Below are 23,558 nucleotides of genomic sequence, written 5' to 3'. Positions count from 1 at the left end.
ATCATCCGGATTTAAATTCACCCAGATCTGAATAAATTTCATTGTAACTTTGTTTGAATATTTTTATATGGATAAACAGTAAATAGACAATAAGGCTATAGGTTATAATCATTCGGATCGTTTGGCTCATGGGTATGGAATTTTGTGTCCATAACCCCATTAAAAAGTCGACACTTAAAAAAAAAGTAAACAGTATCAGTACATTTTTGGCCCCGATTTTAACAGCAAAGTATGCCGCCAGAAACAGGCCGGCGATGGTGACGCCGGGGACAGCAGAATACCATAAAGAAAGCGGTACCTCGTGAAAAAAAAAATTTAGCAATGTCCCTACCGCAGACAGGGCTGCCATAAGAGAAATACTGGTAACGATAGAAGCGGCAGGATTGATTTTAAAAATGACCGTCAAAATAAAGTAAAACATTGTATCAATACCGAATCCGATCCAACCTGAAAGAAGGCCGCCTATAAAAGAAAAGACCAGCAGAATTGTGGTGTTGCCAATGGTCAAATCAATATGTAATTTCGGATATTTTCGCTTGAAAAGAATTGAGAAAAAAATAATTTGGGTGCACGCAAAGGCAATGCAGTTGAATATCAAGGTCAATAATTCCGGATTGTCAATGGGAAGGAAGACAATACTGATGGTGATACCGGCAGTACCCCCCAGCAGACAGACGGGCAATACATTTTTAATAAACAGTTTTTTGCTGGTAAGAAACCATCTGAAAGTTCCAAGCCCCATCCCATATGCCTGAATGATCAGACTGAATTGAACGGCGGTGGTCGGATCTATTTCCAACCGGGTCAATATGGGAAAATAAACGATGCCGGCAGCAGCAGGTGTTGTGTTGGCAACTGTGGCAGCAATTACTCCAAGAAAGGGCATATAATAAAATTGTGTGAGAAAGTCTTGTTGAAAATAGGGAAAAAAGAGTATCCACACGACAGAAACGATGAAAAGTAAAAAATAGGGAAGACGGTTAGTTCTCATTTAAAATCACATCAAAGGTTACATGACAAGAATCGATGTGCTGTTTTAACGCATCCATTCCGATCAAGGAAGAAGCACAATATGGAATTTTTTGAACCGGAAGGGGTGAAAATTCATTTTGAATCTGTTTTCCATTGACGCCTTCTTCCATTCTGTCATTGCAAATCACTCCCTTTAGATGGATATTCAAAGAATTGAGCTGTTCAATGATACGGCGTGTTTCCGCCACCGACAGCACATCCCTGTTAAAAACAGCCAATAAGGTTGATTTTTGTGGGTCTTCAAAAATATCTTTGAGAATCAGGTAATCGGATTTGATTTCCCGGATTCTGGACAACACTTTATCCCGCTCAAATTCTTTGCCTGCAAATTTAATTCTCGACACAATTTGTTTTCGCTCGTAAATATCCAGACGTAATTTTTCAAGCTGATCAATCCAGGTCAATGACAGGGTCGGCAGGTTAAAAAATCTTAATGACAGGGCCGTGGGCGGCATATCAATGATCAAATAATCATAATTTTTATATTTGGTTTGAAGGCCCATGAAGGCTGTCACCAGGGCATATTCCTCCATACCGGGAGAAAATTTTAAAATGTCAAAATAATTATCCAGATTAAAGGCTGTCAGGTATGCATAACTGCTTTTAACGTTCTGGGCTGTTTTTTTTAAATATCGCTTGATCTCTTTGTTCCGGTCAATTTGGAGAACTTCAAGGCAGGGCTCAAGTGTGCAGGCTTTATCGGAAAACCGCGTCTCAAAAATATCAGACTGGTTGTGGGCATCATCAAAGGAGGCCAGAAGCACTTTTTTCCCCTGCTCCATCAGCACAAGAGACAACAGTGCAGAGGCAGTGGATTTTCCGGTACCCCCCTTGCCTAAAAAAAATAATGTTTGAAGTTTGGCCATGTGTTTCCCCTAGGATATATCGAATACAGAAAATAGTCTGGACAAGGGTTCATTGGCCGTGTCCACCCGTTCAAGCAATAAAATCAAATCTTTTTCCATCATGGGAAGAAGGTCCATGCAGATCTGTACCGGTGGAGATGGCATTCCAATGAAGGTGCCCTGCACCAGCAAGGCAAAGATATATTCCAATTCCTCCAACTCAGCTTCTATGGTGCCGACGGCTTTGCTTCTGGCCACTTCATCGGCTATCTGCCAATAATCGACAAGACGGTTTTTCACCCGTTCCAGAAGAGAAAGAAATTGGGTTTTGGATTTTTTCATTTTACCCTGAATATTTTTTGGTCAAAAGAGATCCGTTTTTCAGACGGAAAAAAATAATATACCGCATACAGGGCCATCAATACAATGGCACCCCCATAAAATCTGGGAAAATCACAGAAAACTGCAATAAAAGCCAAATAGGGTGTCATTTGAGAAATCCATAAATTAGTTTTTTGAAACACCAGAAATTTTTGGGCAGTTGCCTCGGTCTCGTTTCTCATGGAATGGGCAAACAGGGTTCTCAAAAAAAGGGGGCCGGCAATGGCCGTGATTGCAGACAAAACAAACACAGCTGCATGCAGGACACCTGGTATGGCAAACTGACCTGCATGAATTAGATTTAATTGTCTTGCCAGTCCGAAAATCAGGAAAAGGCAACCTGCCGGAATAATCATCCTCCAGTATTGTTTGTTCAGTATTTTTTGCATATCAACTCGGAGGGTTTATGGGGAGAAAAGACTCTCCCCATAAACCTTTAATTTATTCCTGTGTTTCAGATTTAATGCTCACAATTTTTATAAATCCCTCCACGGCAATCCAGATCGCCAGGAGCAATGTAATGGCGTTTACCACCTGGAGCAGCATATTATGGCTGGCACCAAATTTGGTCTGATTCAGCACAAGCGCCCATATGGTCATCAATATCATGAATACTGCGGGAATACCAGCAACCAACCATTTATAACCGCCCTTGGTTTTAAGATACACCGCAATGATGATCAACGCAAGGCCCGCTAGGGTTTGATTGACCGCACCAAACAGAGGCCAGAGTTTTAGCGCACCCTTTCCGCCGGCACCGGTTGCAAAGGCCAAGGCCAGTGCTGTTGCAACGGCAATGAAGGTGGCCACATATTTGCCGGTGAGAAAATCCATTTTAAATTCAGAGAAAAGTTCAGATACAATATACCGCTGAATACGGGTGGCCGTGTCCAGGGTGGTGCCGGCAAAGGAAGCTACGAAAACCCCCATGATTGCAACAGCTGCGCTGTTGGGAATTCCTGTGGCCGTAATCATATTGGCCGCACCGTTTACAAAGGCTGCAATTTTGGATCCGAGCCCTGCTGCGGCCGCCCAGGAAGAATAATGGGTGGTCCAGGCAGCAACACCCATGAGTGTTTCACCTGATTTGGTCACATATCCCATGCCAATTCCGGCAGACACGGCAATGATGACCAATGTTGCCAAAGCGCCTTCCATGAGCATGGAACCATATCCTACAAACAAAGAATCGTCTTCGCCTCTGACCTGTTTGGAAGAGGTCCCCGAAGAAACCAGGGAGTGAAATCCTGAAATAGCGCCGCAGGCAATGGTAATAAACAAAAAGGGCCACATGGGCGGTGCATCGACAGGATTCATCTGAACCGCTGGTGCCACAATATGAAGATTTCCGCCAAAGGCAGAAAAAATAACCCCTAAAATCAACAATCCCATGGCAATCAGCAGCTGGTGGGAGTTGATAAAATCCCTGGGCTGAAGCAAGGTGGTAACCGGGAGGGTGGAGGCGATAAATGCATAGATCAACAGAATAATGGTCCAGACACCGGTTGCGGGAATGCCTGCAATACTAGGCATTTCAATGGGGATATAGACACCGATGAAAACCGTGGCATACATGGCCACCACGGCAATAATGGACCAGGTCATGACACTCTTGCCCTGTTTGTAAATGGCATGGCCCAGGTAAACCGCAATGGCAACCTCACACCAGACCGGGAATACCGATGCCGGATACATGGCAAACACAACGGCAATGACCAGTCCGAAAATAGCGATCACAATCCAGAGCTCTAAAAATACAATGAGGAAAAAGAAAAACCGGGTGCGGCTGTTCACGTATTTGGCGGTATAATCGGCAATGGATTTGCCCTGGTTTCTCATGGAAATAATCAAGGCGCCGAAATCATGCACCGCCCCCATGAAAATACTGCCGAAAAACACCCAGATGAGTGCGGGAACCCATCCCCAGATAATGGCGACAGCCGGTCCCACAATGGGGCCGGTTCCGGCAATGGAGGTAAAATGGTGACCAAAAATAATTTCTTTTTTGGTCGGCACATAATCCACACCATCTTCCATTCCCACAGCGGGAACCGTTGCGGCCTTGGATAATTTGAAAATTTTCTGTCCGATAAATTTGCCATACAGGTTATACATTAAAATATAACCGATAAACGCGACTACCATGATAATCAATGCACTCATGTATCGTCTCCTTATATGATAAAAAATTAAAAGTAATAAAACGAAAACAAATTGTCCTTTTTTATCAAGAAAGTTTTTTGTACAACAAGGCTATTGGAGTGGAGGGGTGTTTTATGGGTCTGAACTGTATTTGTGGCGGATTGAAATGAACCAAACCTCAGGTTTTAAATGAAATCTTTGGGATTTTGAAAGCGATAAACGTCCCTTTTCCCGGATCACTTTTTATGGTGAGCCTGTGCTGGGGGCCATAAATTTGTTCCAGCCTCAGATTTGTATTGATCAGCCCGACCCCTTCTTTCTGAGATTCCATATCCTTTATGAGGAAGACCGCGTTTATCTGCTCTGGCAGCATACCGGCACCATCATCTGTAATGGACACTTCAAGCATGTTGTTCTTCTTAAAAATTTTAATTTCAACCTTGCCGCCATCTTCATTGCTTAAGATTCCATGTTTTATGGAATTTTCCACCAGGGGCTGGATAATCAGAGGGGGGATCGGCCAGGATTCACACCCTTTTTTCACATCAATGGTGACATTAATGCGGTCTCCAAACCGTGCTTTTTCAATGGCCAGATAGGATTTGATTTGTTTGAGTTCATCTGCGAGATTAACAAAGCCACGGCTGGAATCTAAATTTTTTCTCATGTAGGAGGACAGGTCAAGTATCAGGTCCCTGGCTTTTTGAGGGTTTGTCCTGCAAAAGCAGGCAATGGTGTTCAAGGAATTAAACAGAAAATGAGGATTTATCTGGGCTTGTAGATGCCTTATTTTGGTACGGGTCAAAAGGCTTTCCTTTGTCTGGATATCTTCTAGTTCGAATTGGTTAGAAAATAACTCTGTCAGGCCCTGGGCGATTTTTAATTTTATCTTGTCCAGGGCAATGTCCTTTGACCCGTATAATTTTAAGGTGCCGATAATATGTTTCTTTTTTTTAAGGGGAACAATAATGGCCGAGTTGAAAGGACAGGTTGAAACATTGCAGCCAATGTGTTTTTGACTGGTGTGGAAAATTGAACTGCCACTTAAAAGCACATTACGGGTGGCCACGGTACGTATTTTTTCCCCGGCAAGATGATGATCATCCCCGGCGCCGACATGGGCAAGAACAATATGATTGTCTGTAATGGCAACTGCTGCCACTGATAGTCGGCTATAAATGATTTCTGCCGTTTTTTTAGCAGATGCCATATTCAGTCCGGCCCGAAAATGGCCAACCGTTTGTGTTGCAATTGTCAGGACATTCTGGGCCTGAATGGATTCCATTTCTTCTCTTCGCTCGAACAAGACCTTTATCAAATGGATAAACAGGGCCGCACCTATGGGATTTATAAACATCATGGGTACTGCAATGATTCTCACCAGCGCCACCGCGTCTGAATAGGGGCGGCTCATGGTAAGCACCATGCCCATATGAATGCCTTCCCCGATAAAACAAATGACCGCAGCAATCTCCCAGTCCCGGTTAAATCGCCCAAATTTCAGGGATAAAAAGCCTGCAAAGACGCCTTCAAAGAGGGTTGCCAGGGCACAGGGGAGTGTGCTAAACCCCCATGGATCAATAATAATGCGGTGCAGTCCTGCAATCAGGCCTGCGCCTGAACCCACAAGCGGCCCACCATAGAGCCCTGCGGTAATGATGGACATGGCGCGAAGATTGGCAAAGGAATCAAAAATTTGGTTGCCGCTATAGGTTCCCAGAATGCCAAAAAAACCAAAAAAACACATCAGGAAAATTTTGTTCAGGTAGGATTTGTTTTTTGTCCCAAACCTTTGAACCGGATAAATTGCTAGAAGAATGAAGGCGGCTGCAACAATAAAACCGGCATGTTTGACCAGATTTAATATTAATATGGTATCCAGCAATGTCTATATTCCCAGGAGATGTCTGAACATCTTTACCCTGTCCCGGGTTACGACAAGCTCGGTTTGTTCGCTGTCTCGCATGACGAGGCTGTATTTTCCATGAAACCAGGGGCTGAATTCTTTGATATAATCCAAATTCAGGACGGTATTGCGGTGGCTTCTGAAAAAAGCACCAGAATCCAGATGCTGTTCAAGGTTATCCAGGGTATTGATTCCGTAAAGTGTATAATTTTTTATTTGTGTATGAATAAAAATTTTTTTGTCGTGGTAACGGCAAAAAACAATATCACCAGAATCTAAAAGAAGGATTCTTCCCTTGTGCTCAACGGAAATCCGTTTTGCTTTTTTTATACCCGCTGTTTTTTCAATTAAATGTGTGAGTTCTTTTTGAATCAGATTTTTCTTTGTCTGGTAAAGTATCTTTTTTACCCTGTTTAAACTTTTTTCAAGACGGCTCTGGGAAAAAGGCTTCATGATGTAATCAACGGCATTTTTTTCAAATGCATCCACTGCATACTGGTCGTATGCGGTAATAAAAATAATAAGCGGTGGATTTGTCATGTCTCTTATTTGCGTGACAACATCAAACCCGCTTTTGCCGGGCATTTGGATATCAAGAAAAATAAAATCAGGGGTGTGCAATTTTATGGATTTTACGGCCCTGGATGCAGAACTCTCCTGAGCGATTATTTCAATTTCGCTATATTTTGAGAGCAGGTAAGCAAGCTCTTCTCTTGCCGGCTGTTCATCATCGATCAGAATACAGTTTATTTTCATAAAAATGATACCTTTGTCAGGCCGTTACAAACAAATCGAGTTTTATATAATTAAAAATTGTATCAATATGATAGGAAGACGCTTTTTGTCAAGAGAATCCAATGAAAGCCCGAGGGCGGATGCATGTAAATAATTTTTTGTAAGCGGTGTCAGCTTTTTTTCCAAGGTGCTAGATTTTTGTTCAGGGTGTTGGATGAATATTGATTTTTTTTTAAGTTTAAAATGGTGTGTTCGCCTGACGGCGAAGCCTTTCCTTCTTTTAAAATAAAATGGCATGGCAATTGCTGATGTATCGATTAACACAGTGGTTTGATTGGGTTTATTTTTTTACACATCAAATTTAAGGAGGGAAGTTAAATGAGTGCGTTAATCATCATGATTGTTGCGTTTATTGGTTATATACTGATGTATAATCTCTATGGAAAATTTATCGGGCAGAAAATTTTCAAGCTATCCCAGGCAAATAGTGCACCTGCTGTTAGTATGGAAGATGGGGTGGATTATGTGCCGACCAAAAAAGAAGTTATTTTCGGGCATCATTTTACCTCCATTGCCGGAACAGGACCCATTGTCGGTCCTGCCGTGGCCATTATATGGGGATGGGTGCCGGCCCTCATCTGGGTATTTTTCGGCAGTATTTTCATGGGGGCGGTGCACGATTTTGGTGCGTTGATCATCTCCATGAGAAATCAGGGCAAATCCATTGCCGAATATACCTCCAAATATGTGAACAATAGGACCCGGTTCCTGTTTTTTTTGATCGTGTTTTTAGAGCTCTGGATTGTGATTGCTGTTTTTGGCCTGGTCATTGCCGTGGTCTTTGCCATGTATCCGGCATCAGTATTCCCGGTCTGGTGTGAGGTTGCCATTGCCGTTTATCTTGGTCATGCCGTTTATAAACAGGGCAAGAGTGTTATGACCTGGTCTATTATTGCCGTGGTGGTCATGTATGCCACGGTCTTTATAGGCGTTTATATTCCTTTTGAAATGCCCATGATTGCAGGTATACCGGCCACGGGTGTCTGGACGATTATTTTGTTGATCTATGCTTTTATTGCCTCCACACTTCCAGTGACCACCTTGCTCCAACCCCGGGATTTTATCAACTCCCATCAATTGCTGATTGCCATGGCCCTGTTGGTTTTGGGCGTGATTTTTTCCGCCTTTGGCGGGAATCTTAATATAGTGGCACCGGCTGTTCAGATGAATCCTGCCGACGCACCGCCCATGTGGCCCTTTTTGTTTATTACCATTGCCTGCGGGGCTATTTCAGGGTTCCATTCTTTGGTCTCTTCTGGCACCTCTTCCAAACAGGTTCGGGCCGAAGACGATTCTTTGTTTGTGGGATATGGCTCCATGCTCATGGAAGGTGCCCTTGCCACATTGGTGATCATTGCCGTCTCTGCCGGAATCGGTATGGGATATGTGACCAAATCCGGTGAAACCCTCATGGGGGTAGCTGCCTGGACCACCCATTATTCTTCCTGGGCCGCTGCTGCCGGCCTGGGGTCCAAAATTGCTGCTTTTGTAAACGGGGCTGCCAATATGATTACGGCCACTGGATTGCCTGAAAGCGCTGCCGTTGCAATCATGGGGGTTTTTGTGGCCTCCTTTGCCGGGACCACCCTGGATACCGCCACACGGATCCAGCGGTATATTGTTGCAGAGCTTTTTGGGGGGTTTAAATTAAATTTTCTCACGGGTAAGTATACGGCCACTTTTATTGCTGTTGCAAGTGCCTTGGCCCTGGCCTTTGCAACCGGTGCCGGCGGGAAAGGGGCTTTAAAGCTCTGGCCCTTGTTTGGTGCTGTTAATCAGACCCTGGCAGGCCTTGCCCTCATCATTATTACCCTCTATTTGAAATCCAAGGGGGGGTATAAATGGGTTGTTGCCGGTATTCCTGCGGTATTCATGATGGTTATGACCATCTGGGCACTGGTGTTGAATCAAACCCTTTTTGGGGCCAGCAATCATATGCTGCTTTCCGTAGTAAACGGGTTGACCCTTGCCCTGGCGATTTGGATCACCATGGAGGGATTTTTGAAATTTTTCACCATGAAGCCTGACAAAGATCTGGAATCTGATTATTCATAAATAAACCTATATATGGAGTGGTGAGATGGATAAAAAAATACATAAAATTATGGCCTGCATTGATTTTTCAGAATACTCGCTGATGGTATTGGAATATGCGGTTGAACTGGCAAAGGCCTCAGACACAAAGATCCTGGTGTATAATGTTATTAATGAGAGCAATTATTATTCAATGTCAACGGTCAGCATGTACGCCCAGACCCCAGTTCTTGACGAGAAAGAAACCCGGGAACTCAAAGAAGGCAGGCTGGAATGGCTAAATGAATTGATAAGGGAACATTTTCCCTCAGAGCAATTAAATCTGGAGTTTAAAGTTGATGTGGGGATTCCTGCAGATCAGATTTTGAAAACAATTGAAACTCAAGATATTGATCTGGTAGTGATGGCCAACAAAGGCCGGGGAAATCTTGCGCGATTTTTGTTTGGCAGTTCTGCTGAAAAGGTGTTCCGGCATTCTCCGGTTCCGGTTGTCAGTGCCAGAGATCGTAAAAAATTTAAAAGAAAGTGATAAGAAAAAATAGCATGAGTTATAAAAAATACCGTGGTTGTTTCGGCGGTATCATGTCATGGGCTTTTTTCATGGCCGACTGTTGAGGAGGATTTCAATGATAGAATATATAGGCGCTGTTGATCAGGGAACCACAAGTACCCGGTTCATTATTTTTGATCATGACGGGAACATTGTCGATTTTGACCAGAAGGAACATCGACAGATTTTTGCGAAACCTGGCTGGGTGGAACATGATCCCATGGAGATCTGGGACAACACCCGGGAGGTCATCCAGAACACCCTTGAAAAAACAGGAATCCCTGGGAGCCGCATCAAGGCCCTGGGAGTGACCAACCAAAGGGAAACCGTTGTGGTGTGGGACAAAAAAACAGGGCGCCCCTTTCATAACGCAGTGGTCTGGCAGTGTGCAAGAACCCATGATATCTGCCGGGAGCTCATCAGAGACGGGGGGCAGGACCGGTTCAGAAAAACCACAGGACTTCCCGTTGCCACTTATTTTTCAGGCCCAAAGATCAAATGGATACTCGACCAGGTACCCGCGGCAAAACGAGCGGCTCAGAAGGGAGATGCCCTGTTCGGAACCATGGAGACCTGGGTAATCTGGAATCTTACCGGAGGCCCCGACGGCGGTGTCCATGTCACGGATGTGACCAATGCCAGCCGTACCCTGCTCATGGACATTCATTCTTTGTCCTGGGACCCAGAGATTTTGTCTATTTTGGGCATCCCGGATTCAGGGCTTCCCAGAATTGTTCCTTCATCGGACCCTGAGATTTGGGGCGTCACATCCGCTGACGGGCCCATGGGGGCCTGTGTGCCGGTGTGTGCCGCTCTGGGTGACCAGCAGGCGGCCTTGTTCGGCCAGGCCTGTTTTGAGCCGGGGGAGGCGAAAAACACCTATGGCACCGGCTGCTTTCTTCTTTTAAATACGGGCACAGCTCCCATGGCGTCGACCCATGGTCTCATTTCCACCCTTGGGTATCAGCTGGGAAAAGAGCTGCCGGTTTATGCTCTTGAAGGGTCCATTGCCAATGCCGGTTCCCTTGTTCAGTGGGTCAGAGATAATTTGGGGCTCATTGAAACAGCGTCTCAAATAGAGGCCTTGGCCTCCCTTGTGGCTGACAATGGGGATGTTTATTGTGTCCCGGCTTTTTCAGGGCTCTTTGCCCCCTATTGGCGGCCGGATGCAAGGGGGATCATTGCCGGGCTGACCCGGTATGCCAACAAGTCCCATATCGCCCGGGCCGTATTGGAGGCCACCGCCTTCCAGACCCGGGACATTGTGAACGCCATGAATCTTGATTCCGGTGTTCCCCTGACAACACTTAAGGTGGATGGGGGGATGATTCACAACACGCTTCTCATGCAATTTCAGGCAGATCTTTTGAATGTTCCGGTCATTCGCCCGAAGGTGGCTGAGACAACCTCTCTAGGAGCGGCCTATGCAGCAGGCCTTGCCGTGGGGTTCTGGTCAGGAACCCGGGAACTCAAATTAAAATGGGCGGTTCATTCGATCTTGAAACCCAACATGGATGAACAGGTTCGCTGTAAAGTATGCGCCGGATGGGAAAAGGCGGTGGAACGAACCCTGGGCTGGGTGGATTCGGGATAACCGCACCTGGTTTTCCCTTAACAATAGTAATGAATGCCTTGGAATAGTAATTTTTGGAGACAGACAATGGGATTATCCCTTCAAAACATCCACAAGACCCTGGACGGTGAGGTTCACCTGTCTAATATTAATCTGGACATTGAATCCGGGTCCAAAACCGTTGTGCTCGGCCGGACCCTGGCCGGGAAAACCTCGCTTTTGCGCATCCTGGCAGGACTGGACCGCCCCACCAGTGGGGCCCTTATTCTGGACGGCAAGGAGATTACAGGGGTGCCGGTGAGAAAACGAAATATCGCCATGGTATACCAGCAATTCATTAATTATCCTTCGTTTACGATTTTTAATAATATTGCCTCTCCCTTGAAGGTTGCGCGAATGCCCCGGGATAAAATAAAAAAAAGGGTGGGTGAGGTGGCAAAAGTCCTTCACCTCACCGAACTGCTTGACAAATTGCCGGCACAACTTTCCGGTGGCCAACAGCAGCGGACTGCCATTGCCAGGGCCCTTGTCAAGGATACCAACCTGTTGCTGCTGGACGAACCCCTGGTCAACCTTGATTATAAATTGCGAGAAGAACTGCAGACAGAACTCCAGGAGATTTTTAACCACCGGGATGCCATGGTGGTTTATACCACCACAGAACCCGGGGAGGCTTTGAAATTTGGGGGAAGAATAGTTGTAATGGACCAGGGACAAATTCTCCAGACAGGAGACACAACCCAGGTATACCGAAACCCTTCAACCATGAAGGTGGCAGAGGTATTTTCAGACCCCCCCATCAACACCCTCGGCTGCCGGGTGGATGGGAAGGCTGCTGTCTTGAAATCAGGTCTTGTTGTGCCGCTTAAAGGGCATCTGACAGCACTCACTCCGGGAGATTATATTCTGGGAGTCAGGTCCAACAATCTTTTCCTGGAATTTCAAAGCAGCGGGGACATTCAATTAAAATCCACGGTGATGCTTGCCGAGATCAACGGGTCTGAAACCTTTGTCCATGTTGATTTTTCCGGCGATCGACTGGTGGTCCAGGAGGTGGGGATTCGTTCGGCCAGGATCGGGTCCGAGGCAATGGTATACGTTAACCCTGAAAGTTTTTTTGTTTTTTCCTCGTCTGGAGATTTGGTGCTCGCACCCGACACCAAGGGAATGGGACAATCGTTTTAAAAAAGGAAGAATTATGGCCAAGATTGAATTAAAAGAAATTGCCCACGCCTATGGGGTCAATCCAAAAAAACCCACAGACTATGCACTCAAGCGAATCCACAATGTGTGGCAGGATGGGGGGGCCTATGCCCTGCTCGGTCCTTCGGGCTGTGGAAAAACCACCCTGCTTAATGTGATTTCAGGACTTCTTACGCCCAGCCAGGGCCAGGTTTTGTTTGATGACAAGGACGTGACGGGCCTGGCGCCTGAAAAACGCAACATTGCCCAGGTGTTTCAGTTTCCGGTGCTTTATGACACCATGTCGGTTTTTAACAACCTGGCATTTCCCCTGCGGAACCGGGGGTTTAACGAAGCCGATGTACGGTCAAGGGTGACTGAGGTGGCCGATATTCTGGACCTTACCCCCTTTTTGGCAAAACGGGCAGCAGGGCTTGCCGCCGATGCTAAACAAAAGATTTCTCTAGGACGGGGGATAGTTCGAAGGGATGTTGCCGCCATTCTTTTTGATGAGCCCTTGACCGTGATCGATCCCAATCTTAAATGGGAGCTTCGGTGCAAGCTCAAGGAAATACACGAACAATTAAAGCTGACCTTTGTCTATGTTACCCACGATCAGGTGGAGGCGCTCACCTTTGCGGATCAGGTTATCGTGATGTATGAGGGTCAAATTGTCCAGATCGGAACTCCCCAGGAGTTGTTTGAAAATCCGAGTCATACCTTTGTGGGGTATTTCATCGGCAGCCCCGGTATGAACTTTCTTCCCATTACCCTGGACGCTCAAAGTGCCCGGGTGGGAGATGCGGCCATTTTTCTGGGAGAAAACTTAGCCGGTCTGGCCGCAAAGGCCAAGGGTGATCTGAAGCTGGGTATCCGTCCGCTTTACCTTGAAGTCCATGACACGGCTGTGGATAAAGGGGTTCGAGCCCGGATTAAATCCGTGGATGACCAGGGCAGTTTCAAAATTTTAACGGCTATTTTAGGGGATCATCTGTTGTGTGCAAGGATTCCAGAAGGGCATCCCATCCCCCAGCAAGAAGTATGGCTCAAATTTCCGATCGACTGGATTCGACTGTTCAGTAATGATCTGCTGTTAACCTAAAAGGAGGGGGAAACCCTATGGAAAAGTGGGAAGACAATAAGGCCTGGTTTCTGGTACTGCCGGTGTTTATCATTGTGGCATTCAGCGCCATTATTCCCTTGATGACCGTGGTGAACTATTCTCTCCAGGATATTTTCGGTCCGGGACAGCGGGTATATGTCGGGACAGAATGGTTCGTGGAGGTGCTCCATGACAAGCGTCTTCACGAGGCCCTGATACGCCAGTTTATTTTTTCAGGGTTGGTCCTGCTCATTGAGATGCCCCTGGGGGTCATTATTGCCCTGGCCATGCCTAAAAAAGGGTGGGGTGCCTCCTTGAGTCTGGTGCTGTTGGCCTTGCCCCTGCTCATCCCCTGGAATGTCATCGGCACCATCTGGATGATTTTTACCCGCCCGGATATCGGGTTGTTCGGTGCCGGGATCAACAGCCTGGGGATTGCTTTTGATCACACGGCAAGCCCGACGGATGCCTGGATCACCGTGATGCTCATGGAAGTGTGGCATTGGACACCCTTGGTCGCACTGCTGGCCTATGCCGGACTTCGGGCCATTCCCGAGGCCTATTTCCAGGCCGCCCGCATTGACGGGGCCTCTGGCTGGGCCGTCTTTAAATACATTCAATTGCCTAAAATGAGGGGGGTGTTGACCATTGCACTGCTGCTTAGATTCATGGACAGCTTTCTCATCTATGCCGAAGTCTTTGTACTCACCGGAGGGGGACCGGGCAACACCACCACCTTCTTATCCATCTACCTTGTCAAGGTAGCCGTGGGCCAGTTTGATCTGGGACCTGCCGCTGCATTTTCTCTGATTTATTTCTTTATTATCCTGCTGTTTTGCTGGCTGTTTTACCAGGCACTGCAAAATGTGGGGAAAGGAGATGCCCAATGAAAAAAAGAACCATTTTTTTGATAGGTTATTTTGTCCTGCTCATGCTGCCCATTTATTGGATGCTCAACATGTCCCTGCGGACCAACGCGGATATTCTCAGCGTATTTTCCCTTTATCCCCGGCATCTGACCTTTGAAAATTATATGAAGATTTTTTCGGATTCTTCCTGGTATTCAGGGTATATCAATTCGATGATCTATGTGACCATGAATACGGCCATCTCTCTTGTCACGGCATTGCCGGCTGCCTATGCCTTTTCCCGGTATCGGTTCATCGGCGACGGTCAGATGTTTTTCTGGCTTTTGACCAATCGCATGGCGCCAGCTGCGGTTTTTTTGCTTCCCTTTTTTCAGCTGTATTCCACCATAGGGCTCATCGACACACACCTGGCCGTTGCCCTGGCCCATTGCCTGTTTAATGTGCCCCTGGCCGTGTGGATTCTGGAAGGATTCATGTCTGGGGTTTCCAAGGAAATCGACGAGACCGCCTATATTGATGGGTATTCCTTTCCCAGGTTTTTTATCACGATTTTTATTCCCTTGATCCGCTCCGGTGTCGGGGTAACCGCATTTTTTTGTTTCATGTTTTCCTGGGTGGAACTGCTGTTTGCCAGGACCTTGACCACAACGGCGGCAAAACCCATTGCTGCTATCATGACTCGCACCGTGAGCGCCTCGGGCCTTGATTGGGGGTTGCTTTCCGCTGCCGGTATTCTGACCATCGTCCCTGGTGCCCTGGTTATCTGGTTTGTTAGAAATCACATGGCAAAGGGCTTTGCCATGGGTAGAGTTTAGGAGGAACAAATGACACTGGAATGGATGGCATGGACCATGCCCACAACAATTTTTTTTATTACCATAGCCTTACTGCTGACAGCGATGACCATCTGGCAGGTGGTTTCCCCCTGCATCAAACGCAAAGGGTTGCTGCCCATTGCAACCACCCGGGGGGACCGGCTTTTTATCGGTCTTTTAAGCAGTGCATACATTCATCTTGCCTGGCTGGGATTGACCAGTCTGAGCCTGTGGATTGCATTTGCCTTTTCTCTGGTTTGGATGGGACTTGTCATGCGCTGGGCATAAAATTTTATAGATATCAGAATGGGGTTCCATGGGTGTTAACGGCCTTCACACCAGTGGAATCGTCATAGGACACCCCTTATTCAAGGCCCTGTATAGGAGATCATATAATGGAAAAAAGGTTAGGGAAAATACCGGCCAGATGGATTCCGGTAATTGTTTCTGTGGTTTTGTTCACCTTCTGCCTAGGTTCGGCATGGGCAGATATTACTGCTGCAAAACGCTGGATTGATGCGGAGTTTCAACCCTCCACCTTGTCAAAACAGCAGCAGATAAAGGAAATGGAGTGGTTCATAAAGGCGGCTGCCCCTTATAAGGGAATGGCAATCAAGGTGGTTTCCGAGACCATTCCCACCCATGAATATGAATCCAAGGTGCTTGCCAAGGCCTTTGAAGAGATCACCGGCATCAAGGTCACCCATGATCTGATCCAGGAAGGAGATGTTATTGAGAAACTCCAGATCCAGATGCAGTCGGGCAAAAATGTGTTTGATGCCTATATTAATGATTCAGATCTCATCGGCACCCATTCTCGATACGGTCATGTGGTTAACCTCACCGACTGGATGGCAGGTCAGGGAAAGGATGTTACCCTTCCCACCCTGGACATCGATGATTTCATGGGAAAATCTTTTACCACCGGACCCGACGGAAAATTGTATCAGCTTCCCGACCAGCAGTTTGCCAATCTCTACTGGTTCCGCTATGACTGGTTTACCCGTGAGGATTTCAAGGCGCAGTTTAAAAAAATCTATGGATATGAACTGGGGGTCCCGGTGAACTGGTCTGCCTATGAAGACATTGCTGAATTTTTCAGTGAGCAGGTGGGTGAAATAGACGGACGCGCCATTTACGGCCACATGGATTACGGGAAAAAAGCTCCGGATCTGGGGTGGCGGTTCACCGATGCCTGGCTTTCCATGGCAGGTGCCGGTGACAAGGGAATTCCCAATGGAAAACCCGTGGATGAATGGGGCATACGGGTGGATGAAAATAATCGCCCTGTGGGTTCCAGTGTCAGTCGGGGAGGCGCAGCCAATGGTCCTGCTGCCAAATATTCCCTGAGAAAATATATGGAATGGCTCAGAAAATATGCCCCTCCAGGTGCCCTTGGCATGGATTTTTACCAGTCCCTGCCCTATCTTGCAAAGGGCAATGTGGCCCAGCAGATTTTTTGGTACACTTCCTTTGTATCTTCCATTGTTGTGGAAGGTTTGCCTGTAGTAAATGAAGACGGAACCCCTAAATGGCGTATGGCGCCCTCTCCCCACGGACCCTATTGGGAAGAAGGCATGAAGCTTGGATACCAGGATTGTGGGTCATGGACCCTGCTCAAGAGTACCCCCATTGAACGTAGAAAAGCAGCCTGGCTGTTTGCACAATTTTGTACCTGCAAGACCACTTCCCTTAAAAAAACCCATGTGGGGCTGACCCCCTTCCGGGACAGCGACATTCGGGACAAGTCCTTTACCGAACGGGCTCCCAAACTTGGTGGTCTGGTGGAATTTTATCGAAGCCCGGCCCGTGTTGCCTGGACGCCTACGGGAACCAATGTTCCAGATTATCCCAAACTGGCCCAGCTCTGGTGGCAAAATATTGGTGAGGCTGTTGCAGGAGAAGTGACAGTATCCACCGCCATGGACAATCTTGCAAAAGAACAGGACCGGATCATGGAACGGATTGCTCGGTCCGGGGCCCAGGGTGATAAGGGACCGCTTTTAAACAAAAAAAGGGACGAAGCCTATTGGCTGAACAAACCCGGTGCTCCCAAGGCCAAGCTTGCCAATGAAAAACCCCAAGGGGAAACCATTGACTATGATACGCTTATTCAGGCCTGGAAAGAAGGACGGGTAAAATAGACGGGTGAAATAGATTTACGCACCCTTTAATTTGGCATCATGGCCCTGTGGGCCATGATGCCAAATCCTTAAAAAATATTAGAACAGATATAAAATATTTTTAAGATCGGTTTTTCCTTGGGCTATTTCTTTTTGGGTCAAGCCGTTAAGTTCATGCGGAAACACAAGCCATTCATCACTTTTGTGCGTATAGTAATCGGGTTTGATATCTACTGTACCCATTGACGGTTTATACCATGTACACGCCACACGAATATCGGAAGGTGTATTTAACCTGGATTGCTTTTTTATCTCTTTTATCAAGGCATCCACACTGCGCCCGGAATCAAAAACATCGTCAACGATGAGTAACCCATCCCCTGAATTTGCGTTTTCTATTAGATAGTGCAACCCATGAACACGAATGTTTTTGGACTGTTGATTGATGCCGTAATAAGAAGATGTCCGTACTGAAATATGGTCTGTACTGACACCTTTATATTCAAAATATTCTTGTACCGCAATACCGATGGGGGTTCCGCCTCTCCATATACCAACGATAAACTGAGGACGGAAGCCATCCTCATAAATTTCATGGGCCAGTTTAAAAGAGCTTTCTAACAGATCTTGTGCAGTGATATAGATTTTTTGCATATAGTATTCCATACTCTAAAAGTGAGCGCCTTGTTAATAACAGTGCATTTTTAAAACGCCGTGATTTTCCGGCAGCGCAAATGATTTTAACCACAAACATCCGCGGCCTTTCGTCCACCGCATATTTTTTCGTGTGCCGGGCCGGGCACACGTTCTTAAGGGTGAACCTATAATTTTCATATGTAGAAGTCAAGGCAAGTCCCACGCTAATCCGGATGGCGGCTGAGTATGCCCAATGCTATGATGAGGATTCATAATCCTGAATTATTTCCAGACTGTATCGAATATCCGAAGGATGTTTATTCCCAGGATCCCCGTGATCTCAGTTTCTGAATACCCCCGATTGTACAGGCCTATCGTCAGATTTTCAAAGGTGTCGGGCATTTCAATCCCCTTGGGATAATGCCAGGGCGGTGCCGGGTATTCTTTTTTATTCCATGATCCCGAATCAATGAGAAAATCGTAAACCAGACCGGCTGTGTTATCGTCTGTAGCCCCAGCCTGGTATTCAAAATAGTCCATTCCCACACAGACATGCTCAGGGCCGGCAACCTTTACCATATGGTCCACGTGGTCCAGAAGGTCATCCAGGGTCGGTGAAATTTTTTGGGCAACAAATCCGGGGAAGCCGTTAACTCCGATGACGCCGCCGTTTTTTGCAATGGCTGCTATCAATTCATCTTCGCAGTTTCTGTTATTGTTGCAGACAGCTTTTGCATTACCGTGTGAAATGATCACCGGGCTTTTTGAGGCTGAGATGGCATCCAGAGTGGTTCTAAATCCGGTATGGGCGCAATCGATCACTATTCCCAGCCGGTTCATTTCGCTGATTACCTTTCCGCCAAATTCGGTCAGCCCCGTGTCCTTTTCAACCGCACATCCGCATCCGACAAGATCCTTGTCATTGTAGCACAGCTGGACTACACGAACTCCCAGCCGGTAAAATAATTCAACCGTGTTGATATCGTCTTCAAAAGGAGTGGTTCCCTGAAAATGAAATATAATTCCAAGCTTTCCCTCTTTTTTGGCTTTATGGATATCCTCCTTGCAGGTCACATGGACGAGATTTTTATCCGGGTCCTGAAATTTGTTAAACCATTTGCCCAGGTTTTTCATGGTGAAGTCAAGAGTACCAATATCGGCCATACCGTATCCGACCGTTGCCGCAACAGCGGTTACGCCGCCTTTTATAAAATGGCCATGGAACTGGTCCAGTACGGCCATGGGACAGGCGTTATCGATAATTAAGGCATTTTTATGGATGTTTTTAGCAAAATTCATTCTATTTCCTTTAGATTTCTAAGAAGGGTTAATGTGTTTTCCCTGCGAACCGGATCATTAATCAATGTATACAAAATGGTATGCAGGGCATACCGGCCATTTACGACCAATCCGTTGTCATCGATTTCTTCCCTGGCCCATTGCAGCACAACATTGAAATAGCTGTGATAGGCAATCCTTGCGCACACAAACAGGTTAAGATCATTCCAGATCAAATTCTTTTTGGCAGCCATTTCCAGTGTCGCCTGAATTCTTTTAATCCTTTTGTTGTGCAGCGCAGCCAGTTGGTCTGAACCAGGATAGTTAAGAGAAAATCCGGCAATGATGGATGGTTTCATCAGTGCTTTGTTTTTTAAAAATATGGGTTCAATGGCATCAATCCATTCCTGGTAATAAGCGGTTTTCCACGGGTTGTTTTTTAAATCATTTTGAAGCTCAATGGTTGCCCTGTCGATATCCCGGGTCCCCTGCTCGAAAATAGCGATGATTACATTTTCCTTGTTGCCATAGAGGTTGTAAATGGTTTTTAGTGCCAGTTTGGATTTGCCGGCAAGATTTCTCACTGAAAGCGCTTCGATTCCCTGGTTCAGGATAATGGTGCGGGCAGTGGTTAGAATTTTTTTTCTATTCCGGCTCTGTTTTTTCTTCTTAACAGTTGTCATTTGATATCCTTAGCAGTCAAAATGGCATCTTGTATAACAGCATTATATTTTTTTAAAAAAGTATAACGCTGTTATACCTTTTGCAAGCTTTTTCTTGATTCTCTTAAATTCGTTGTTTGAAGGGGTTGTACTGCCGGGGGCTTTGCAGGGCCATCACTTTGGAAGTTTGCCCCTGATATTCGTGGAAAAGAATAAGCTTTGCACGGATGGATGTTGTCATTGCAATGGTATTTTGGTAATCAATAAAAACATGTGATCGTTTGTGATTTTTTATCATGAGCTGACTTAATTGATATCCAAGGAGGAATCGTAAAATGAAAACCCAAAATCTGTCATTGGTTTATTTTAGTCCCACTTCCACAACCGGGATTGTTCTCGAAGAGATCGCAAGGGGGCTTGGGCAGGAGTCTCCCAAAATTTTTGATATTACACGGCCGGACATTCGTAACCAGGTTGCCCCGGTCTTTAACAATGAGGTGGTGCTCATCGGCGCACCCGTGTATTCAGGGCGGGTTGCAAAAGATGCGGCGGCTTATTTTAAAACCCTCAAGGGATCGGGCTCTCTGGCCATTGTCGTGGTGGTATATGGAAATCGTGAGTTTGATGATGCCCTTTTGGAACTGAAAAATATTGCCGTTGACAGCGGATTTGGTGTCCTGGCTGGCGGTGCCTTTATCGGAGAACATTCCTTTTCTGACACTGAAATTTTAATTGCCCCAAACAGGCCGGATGAAGCGGACCTTGAAAAGGCATTCTTATTTGGCCAGCAGATTGCAGGCGTGTTGGAAGGTCTTGAAACACCAGCTGATGTTTCGGGTGTTGAAGTGCCGGGCAATTTTCCTTACAAAGAGGGAATGGGCGATGGGGCCTTTGCCTTTATTGATGTCACTGAAGACTGCGATGATTGCGGGATTTGTGTGGCGGCATGCCCCAAGGAGGCCATTGATGAAGCCGACCACTATTCAACCATTGATGAGCGGTGTATATTTTGTTGTGCCTGTATTAAAGCATGCCCCCAGCAAGCTCGTATCATGAAAGAGGGGCCCATGAAGGACAAGGCAAAATGGCTCAGTGAAAATTGTGCCCAGAGAAAAGAACCCCAGACCTATCTGGGTCTTGTTAACACGTAAATATATGGCGGGTGTCCCATGAGTAAATATATGCAGTTGACCGTGACCGTTCGCCCCTTTTATGAAGGGGAGATGGACGGGGCCTATCCAAAGCTGGCCCGATATTTAAGACAGGCTGATTTGAGCCTTTCGAGCAAAAATCCGTCTCTTTATGAATTGGCGGGACAATTGGAGTCTCTCTTGTATCATTTTGATGGCACTTCGCTCAGAGAAATCCTTCTCCGGCATGGGGACAAGATCAGGAACACCCATAAAAAGATTGAACGAAACATTGGTGACCGGCAGCTTGCCCAGGCGGATAAGCTGCTGTACACCCTGGAGGATATTTTTGATGAAATAGAATCAGACCTGGATTAGAGGGGGGGGGGGACAATGGAGTGAGGGCTGTTTAACGACACCTTAAATCAAGTTTATTTTTCATTACCTTTTTGATTATCATGTAAAAAGTAATATATTTTTATTGACATACATTATTTTGGTCATACATTTTGCCTGTCAGAAAAAAGTGTTATACCCATCATAATGATCAAGGAGAAGAAAAATGAGTAAAATTATTGGAATCGATTTGGGAACAACCAATTCTTGTGTGTCTATACTTGAGAACGACAAACCCGTTGTCATTACAAATCCGGAAGGAAGCAGGACAACTCCCTCCATCATTGCCGTTGCCAAAAATGGAGAGCGCTTGGCAGGTCAAATAGCCAAAAGGCAGGCGGTCACCAATGCCGAAAATACAATTTTCGGGGTGAAACGATTGATCGGGCGAAATTATGAGGCCCCGCAAGTACAAAAGGACCTGCCAAACCTGCCCTACAGGATAGAACGAGCAACCAACGGCGGGGTTAAAATTAAACTGCACAATAATTTTCACAGCCCGGCTGAGATATCTTCTTTTATTTTGGCGGATATTAAAAAAACAGCAGAGGCCTATCTGGGAGAACCTGTGACCGATGCCGTTATCACTGTGCCAGCCTATTTTGATGACAGCCAGCGTCAGGCAACCAAAGATGCCGGTAAAATTGCCGGCCTCAATGTGCTGCGGATTATCAATGAACCCACCGCTGCCTCCCTGGCATATGGACTGGATAAAACCAAAGAAGAGACGATTGCCGTTTTTGATCTGGGCGGAGGCACCTTTGATATCTCCATTCTTGAAATCGGGGATGGGATTTTTGAAGTAAAGTCCACCAACGGGGATACCCATCTTGGCGGAGAAGATTTTGACCTGTGCATCCTGGATTTTCTGGCCGATGAATTTAAACGGGATCAGGGCATTGATTTAAGAAAAGACACCATGGCATTGCAGCGACTCAAGGAAGCAGGTGAAAAAGCTAAGACAGAATTGTCCGCCGCCATGGAAACTCAAGTCAACCTGCCGTTTATTACGGCCGATGCCAGCGGACCCAAACATCTGGATATTAAACTCACCCGGGCCAAACTGGAAAGTCTGGTGGCGGATTTGCTCAACCGGATAGAAAAGCCCTGCAGGGAAGCGGTCAAGGATGCTGGAATGACATTTTCTGGTATCGGTCGGGTGCTCCTTGTGGGCGGCATGACCCGAATGCCGGCGGTTCAACGCTTGGTCAAAAAAATATTTGGCCAAGAGCCGGACAAAAGCGTGAACCCGGATGAAGTGGTCTCGCTTGGCGCCGCCGTCCAGGGCGGAATTCTCAAAGGAGATCTTAAGGATGTGCTGTTGCTGGATGTAACGCCGCTTTCTCTGGGGATCGAGACAATGGGTGGTGTTTTGACCCGGCTGATCGAAAAAAATACCACCATTCCCACCCAGAAGAGTGAAACCTTTTCAACGGCCGTGGATAACCAGCCGGCGGTCTCCATCCATGTACTTCAGGGGGAACGGGAAATGTCCCAGGACAACAAGACTCTAGGGCAGTTTGAACTGCCGGGTATTGCCGCGGCTCCCAGGGGGGTGCCCCAGATTGAGGTGACCTTTGACATTGATGCAAACGGTATTGTCAATGTATCGGCAAAGGACAAGGCAACGGGGAAAGAGCAATCTATAAGGATCACAACATCATCGGGTCTTTCCAAACAGGAGATAGATACCCTGGTCAGGGAAGCTGAACTCCATGCAGATGAAGACCAAAAGAAACGAGAAGGGGCCATGGCCCGCAATGATGCCGATGGGCTGATCTACCGGGCACAGAAAATGATCAGAGAGGCCGGTGCCGGGATTGACGCTGATTCAAAAAAACAGGTGGAAGCTGTTATCCTTAACCTGAAACAGGCCATTGAGACAAATGGTCAGGCTGAAATAAAGAAATTAAGCCAGGATCTGACCCATGCCCTGGCAGCTCTGGGGAAAACCGCTGAAACCGGTCAGGGTCCGGCCAGCAAAACCGCTTCCGAAGATGATATTGTGGATGCTGAGTTTGCTGAAGTTGCATAAGGGTCCTTTCATAAACCCATTGCAGGCAAAAAGACATTGCCTGCAATGGGTTTATGGTTAAATAATTAAATA

At 46.5% G+C, this 23,558-nt stretch carries 22 protein-coding genes; 12 read left to right on the top strand and 10 right to left on the bottom strand.

What is annotated here, in order from left to right:
• Position 1 precedes the first annotated feature (1 nt).
• The 7 genes from ACZ45G_RS17750 to ACZ45G_RS17720 form a co-directional block, all read right to left on the bottom strand.
• A complete protein-coding gene (locus ACZ45G_RS17750; protein WP_464171821.1) occupies positions 2–991 on the bottom strand; it encodes a sulfite exporter TauE/SafE family protein in 990 nt (329 codons plus the stop codon).
• The gene (locus ACZ45G_RS17745; RefSeq protein ID WP_464171820.1) at positions 981–1,898 is read right to left on the bottom strand and encodes an ArsA family ATPase; all 918 of its coding nucleotides are present in this window, start codon (positions 1,896–1,898) and stop codon (positions 981–983) included. The genes ACZ45G_RS17750 and ACZ45G_RS17745 overlap by 11 nt, the downstream gene beginning before the upstream one ends.
• A 9-nt stretch (positions 1,899–1,907) precedes the next feature.
• Positions 1,908–2,219, bottom strand: a complete 312-nt coding sequence (locus tag ACZ45G_RS17740; protein ID WP_464171819.1) for a DUF7990 family protein — start codon at positions 2,217–2,219, stop codon at positions 1,908–1,910.
• Entirely contained in the window at positions 2,216–2,614 is a 399-nt protein-coding gene (locus tag ACZ45G_RS17735; protein WP_464171818.1) for a hypothetical protein, read from the bottom strand. Before ACZ45G_RS17735 ends, ACZ45G_RS17740 begins: the two co-directional genes overlap by 4 nt.
• An 85-nt stretch (positions 2,615–2,699) precedes the next feature.
• On the bottom strand, positions 2,700–4,421 hold the full coding sequence (locus ACZ45G_RS17730) for a carbon starvation CstA family protein (RefSeq protein WP_464171817.1): 1,722 nt from the start codon (positions 4,419–4,421) through the stop codon (positions 2,700–2,702).
• 157 nt (positions 4,422–4,578) lie between these two features.
• A complete protein-coding gene (locus ACZ45G_RS17725) occupies positions 4,579–6,285 on the bottom strand; it encodes a LytS/YhcK type 5TM receptor domain-containing protein (protein ID WP_464171816.1) in 1,707 nt (568 codons plus the stop codon).
• 3 nt (positions 6,286–6,288) lie between these two features.
• The gene (locus ACZ45G_RS17720; protein WP_464171815.1) at positions 6,289–7,062 is read right to left on the bottom strand and encodes a LytR/AlgR family response regulator transcription factor; all 774 of its coding nucleotides are present in this window, start codon (positions 7,060–7,062) and stop codon (positions 6,289–6,291) included.
• 357 nt (positions 7,063–7,419) lie between these two features.
• On the opposite strand from ACZ45G_RS17720, the gene ACZ45G_RS17715 reads away from it, so the two are divergent.
• The 9 genes from ACZ45G_RS17715 to ACZ45G_RS17675 all read left to right on the top strand — a co-directional run bounded on the left by ACZ45G_RS17715 (position 7,420) and on the right by ACZ45G_RS17675 (position 17,370).
• Entirely contained in the window at positions 7,420–9,156 is a 1,737-nt protein-coding gene (locus tag ACZ45G_RS17715) for a carbon starvation CstA family protein (RefSeq protein WP_464171814.1), read from the top strand.
• A 25-nt stretch (positions 9,157–9,181) separates the two neighbouring features.
• Entirely contained in the window at positions 9,182–9,664 is a 483-nt protein-coding gene (locus ACZ45G_RS17710; RefSeq protein WP_464171813.1) for a universal stress protein, read from the top strand.
• Positions 9,665–9,761: 97 nt separating this feature from the next.
• Entirely contained in the window at positions 9,762–11,279 is a 1,518-nt protein-coding gene (gene glpK, locus ACZ45G_RS17705) for a glycerol kinase GlpK (RefSeq protein WP_464171812.1), read from the top strand.
• A gap of 66 nt (positions 11,280–11,345) precedes the next feature.
• On the top strand, positions 11,346–12,443 hold the full coding sequence (locus tag ACZ45G_RS17700; RefSeq protein WP_464171811.1) for an ABC transporter ATP-binding protein: 1,098 nt from the start codon (positions 11,346–11,348) through the stop codon (positions 12,441–12,443).
• A gap of 13 nt (positions 12,444–12,456) precedes the next feature.
• The gene (locus tag ACZ45G_RS17695; protein WP_464171810.1) at positions 12,457–13,542 is read left to right on the top strand and encodes an ABC transporter ATP-binding protein; all 1,086 of its coding nucleotides are present in this window, start codon (positions 12,457–12,459) and stop codon (positions 13,540–13,542) included.
• Between the two features lie 17 nt (positions 13,543–13,559).
• Positions 13,560–14,432, top strand: coding sequence for a carbohydrate ABC transporter permease (locus ACZ45G_RS17690; RefSeq protein ID WP_464171809.1), 873 nt, complete (start codon positions 13,560–13,562; stop codon positions 14,430–14,432).
• A complete protein-coding gene (locus ACZ45G_RS17685; protein ID WP_464171808.1) occupies positions 14,429–15,226 on the top strand; it encodes a carbohydrate ABC transporter permease in 798 nt (265 codons plus the stop codon). Before ACZ45G_RS17690 ends, ACZ45G_RS17685 begins: the two co-directional genes overlap by 4 nt.
• A gap of 9 nt (positions 15,227–15,235) precedes the next feature.
• Positions 15,236–15,514: a DUF2160 domain-containing protein gene (locus tag ACZ45G_RS17680; RefSeq protein ID WP_464171807.1), complete on the top strand. Its 279-nt coding sequence runs from the start codon at positions 15,236–15,238 to the stop codon at positions 15,512–15,514.
• Positions 15,515–15,621: 107 nt separating this feature from the next.
• Positions 15,622–17,370, top strand: a complete 1,749-nt coding sequence (locus tag ACZ45G_RS17675) for an ABC transporter substrate-binding protein (protein ID WP_464171806.1) — start codon at positions 15,622–15,624, stop codon at positions 17,368–17,370.
• Between the two features lie 78 nt (positions 17,371–17,448).
• On the opposite strand, the gene ACZ45G_RS17670 is transcribed toward ACZ45G_RS17675, so the two are convergent.
• From ACZ45G_RS17670 to ACZ45G_RS17660, 3 genes are all read right to left on the bottom strand, one after another.
• Positions 17,449–18,003, bottom strand: a complete 555-nt coding sequence (locus tag ACZ45G_RS17670; RefSeq protein WP_464171805.1) for a phosphoribosyltransferase — start codon at positions 18,001–18,003, stop codon at positions 17,449–17,451.
• 264 nt (positions 18,004–18,267) lie between these two features.
• The gene (locus tag ACZ45G_RS17665) at positions 18,268–19,284 is read right to left on the bottom strand and encodes a membrane dipeptidase (RefSeq protein WP_464171804.1); all 1,017 of its coding nucleotides are present in this window, start codon (positions 19,282–19,284) and stop codon (positions 18,268–18,270) included.
• Positions 19,281–19,946: a TetR/AcrR family transcriptional regulator gene (locus ACZ45G_RS17660; RefSeq protein WP_464171803.1), complete on the bottom strand. Its 666-nt coding sequence runs from the start codon at positions 19,944–19,946 to the stop codon at positions 19,281–19,283. The genes ACZ45G_RS17665 and ACZ45G_RS17660 overlap by 4 nt, the downstream gene beginning before the upstream one ends.
• Positions 19,947–20,260: 314 nt before the next feature.
• Between ACZ45G_RS17660 and ACZ45G_RS17655 the strand changes: the two genes are divergently transcribed.
• The 3 genes from ACZ45G_RS17655 to dnaK all read left to right on the top strand — a co-directional run bounded on the left by ACZ45G_RS17655 (position 20,261) and on the right by dnaK (position 23,486).
• Positions 20,261–21,076, top strand: coding sequence for a 4Fe-4S binding protein (locus ACZ45G_RS17655; RefSeq protein ID WP_464171802.1), 816 nt, complete (start codon positions 20,261–20,263; stop codon positions 21,074–21,076).
• Between the two features lie 18 nt (positions 21,077–21,094).
• Positions 21,095–21,433 (top strand): hypothetical protein, encoded by a 339-nt coding sequence (locus ACZ45G_RS17650; protein ID WP_464171801.1) that lies wholly within the window; start codon positions 21,095–21,097, stop codon positions 21,431–21,433.
• 184 nt (positions 21,434–21,617) lie between these two features.
• On the top strand, positions 21,618–23,486 hold the full coding sequence (gene dnaK, locus ACZ45G_RS17645; RefSeq protein WP_464171800.1) for a molecular chaperone DnaK: 1,869 nt from the start codon (positions 21,618–21,620) through the stop codon (positions 23,484–23,486).
• Positions 23,487–23,558 lie beyond the last annotated feature (72 nt).

Source organism: Desulfoconvexum algidum, assembly GCF_055382125.1.
The sequence above is the reverse complement of the archived record's forward strand: the minus strand, read 5'-3'. Positions and strand labels throughout refer to the sequence as shown.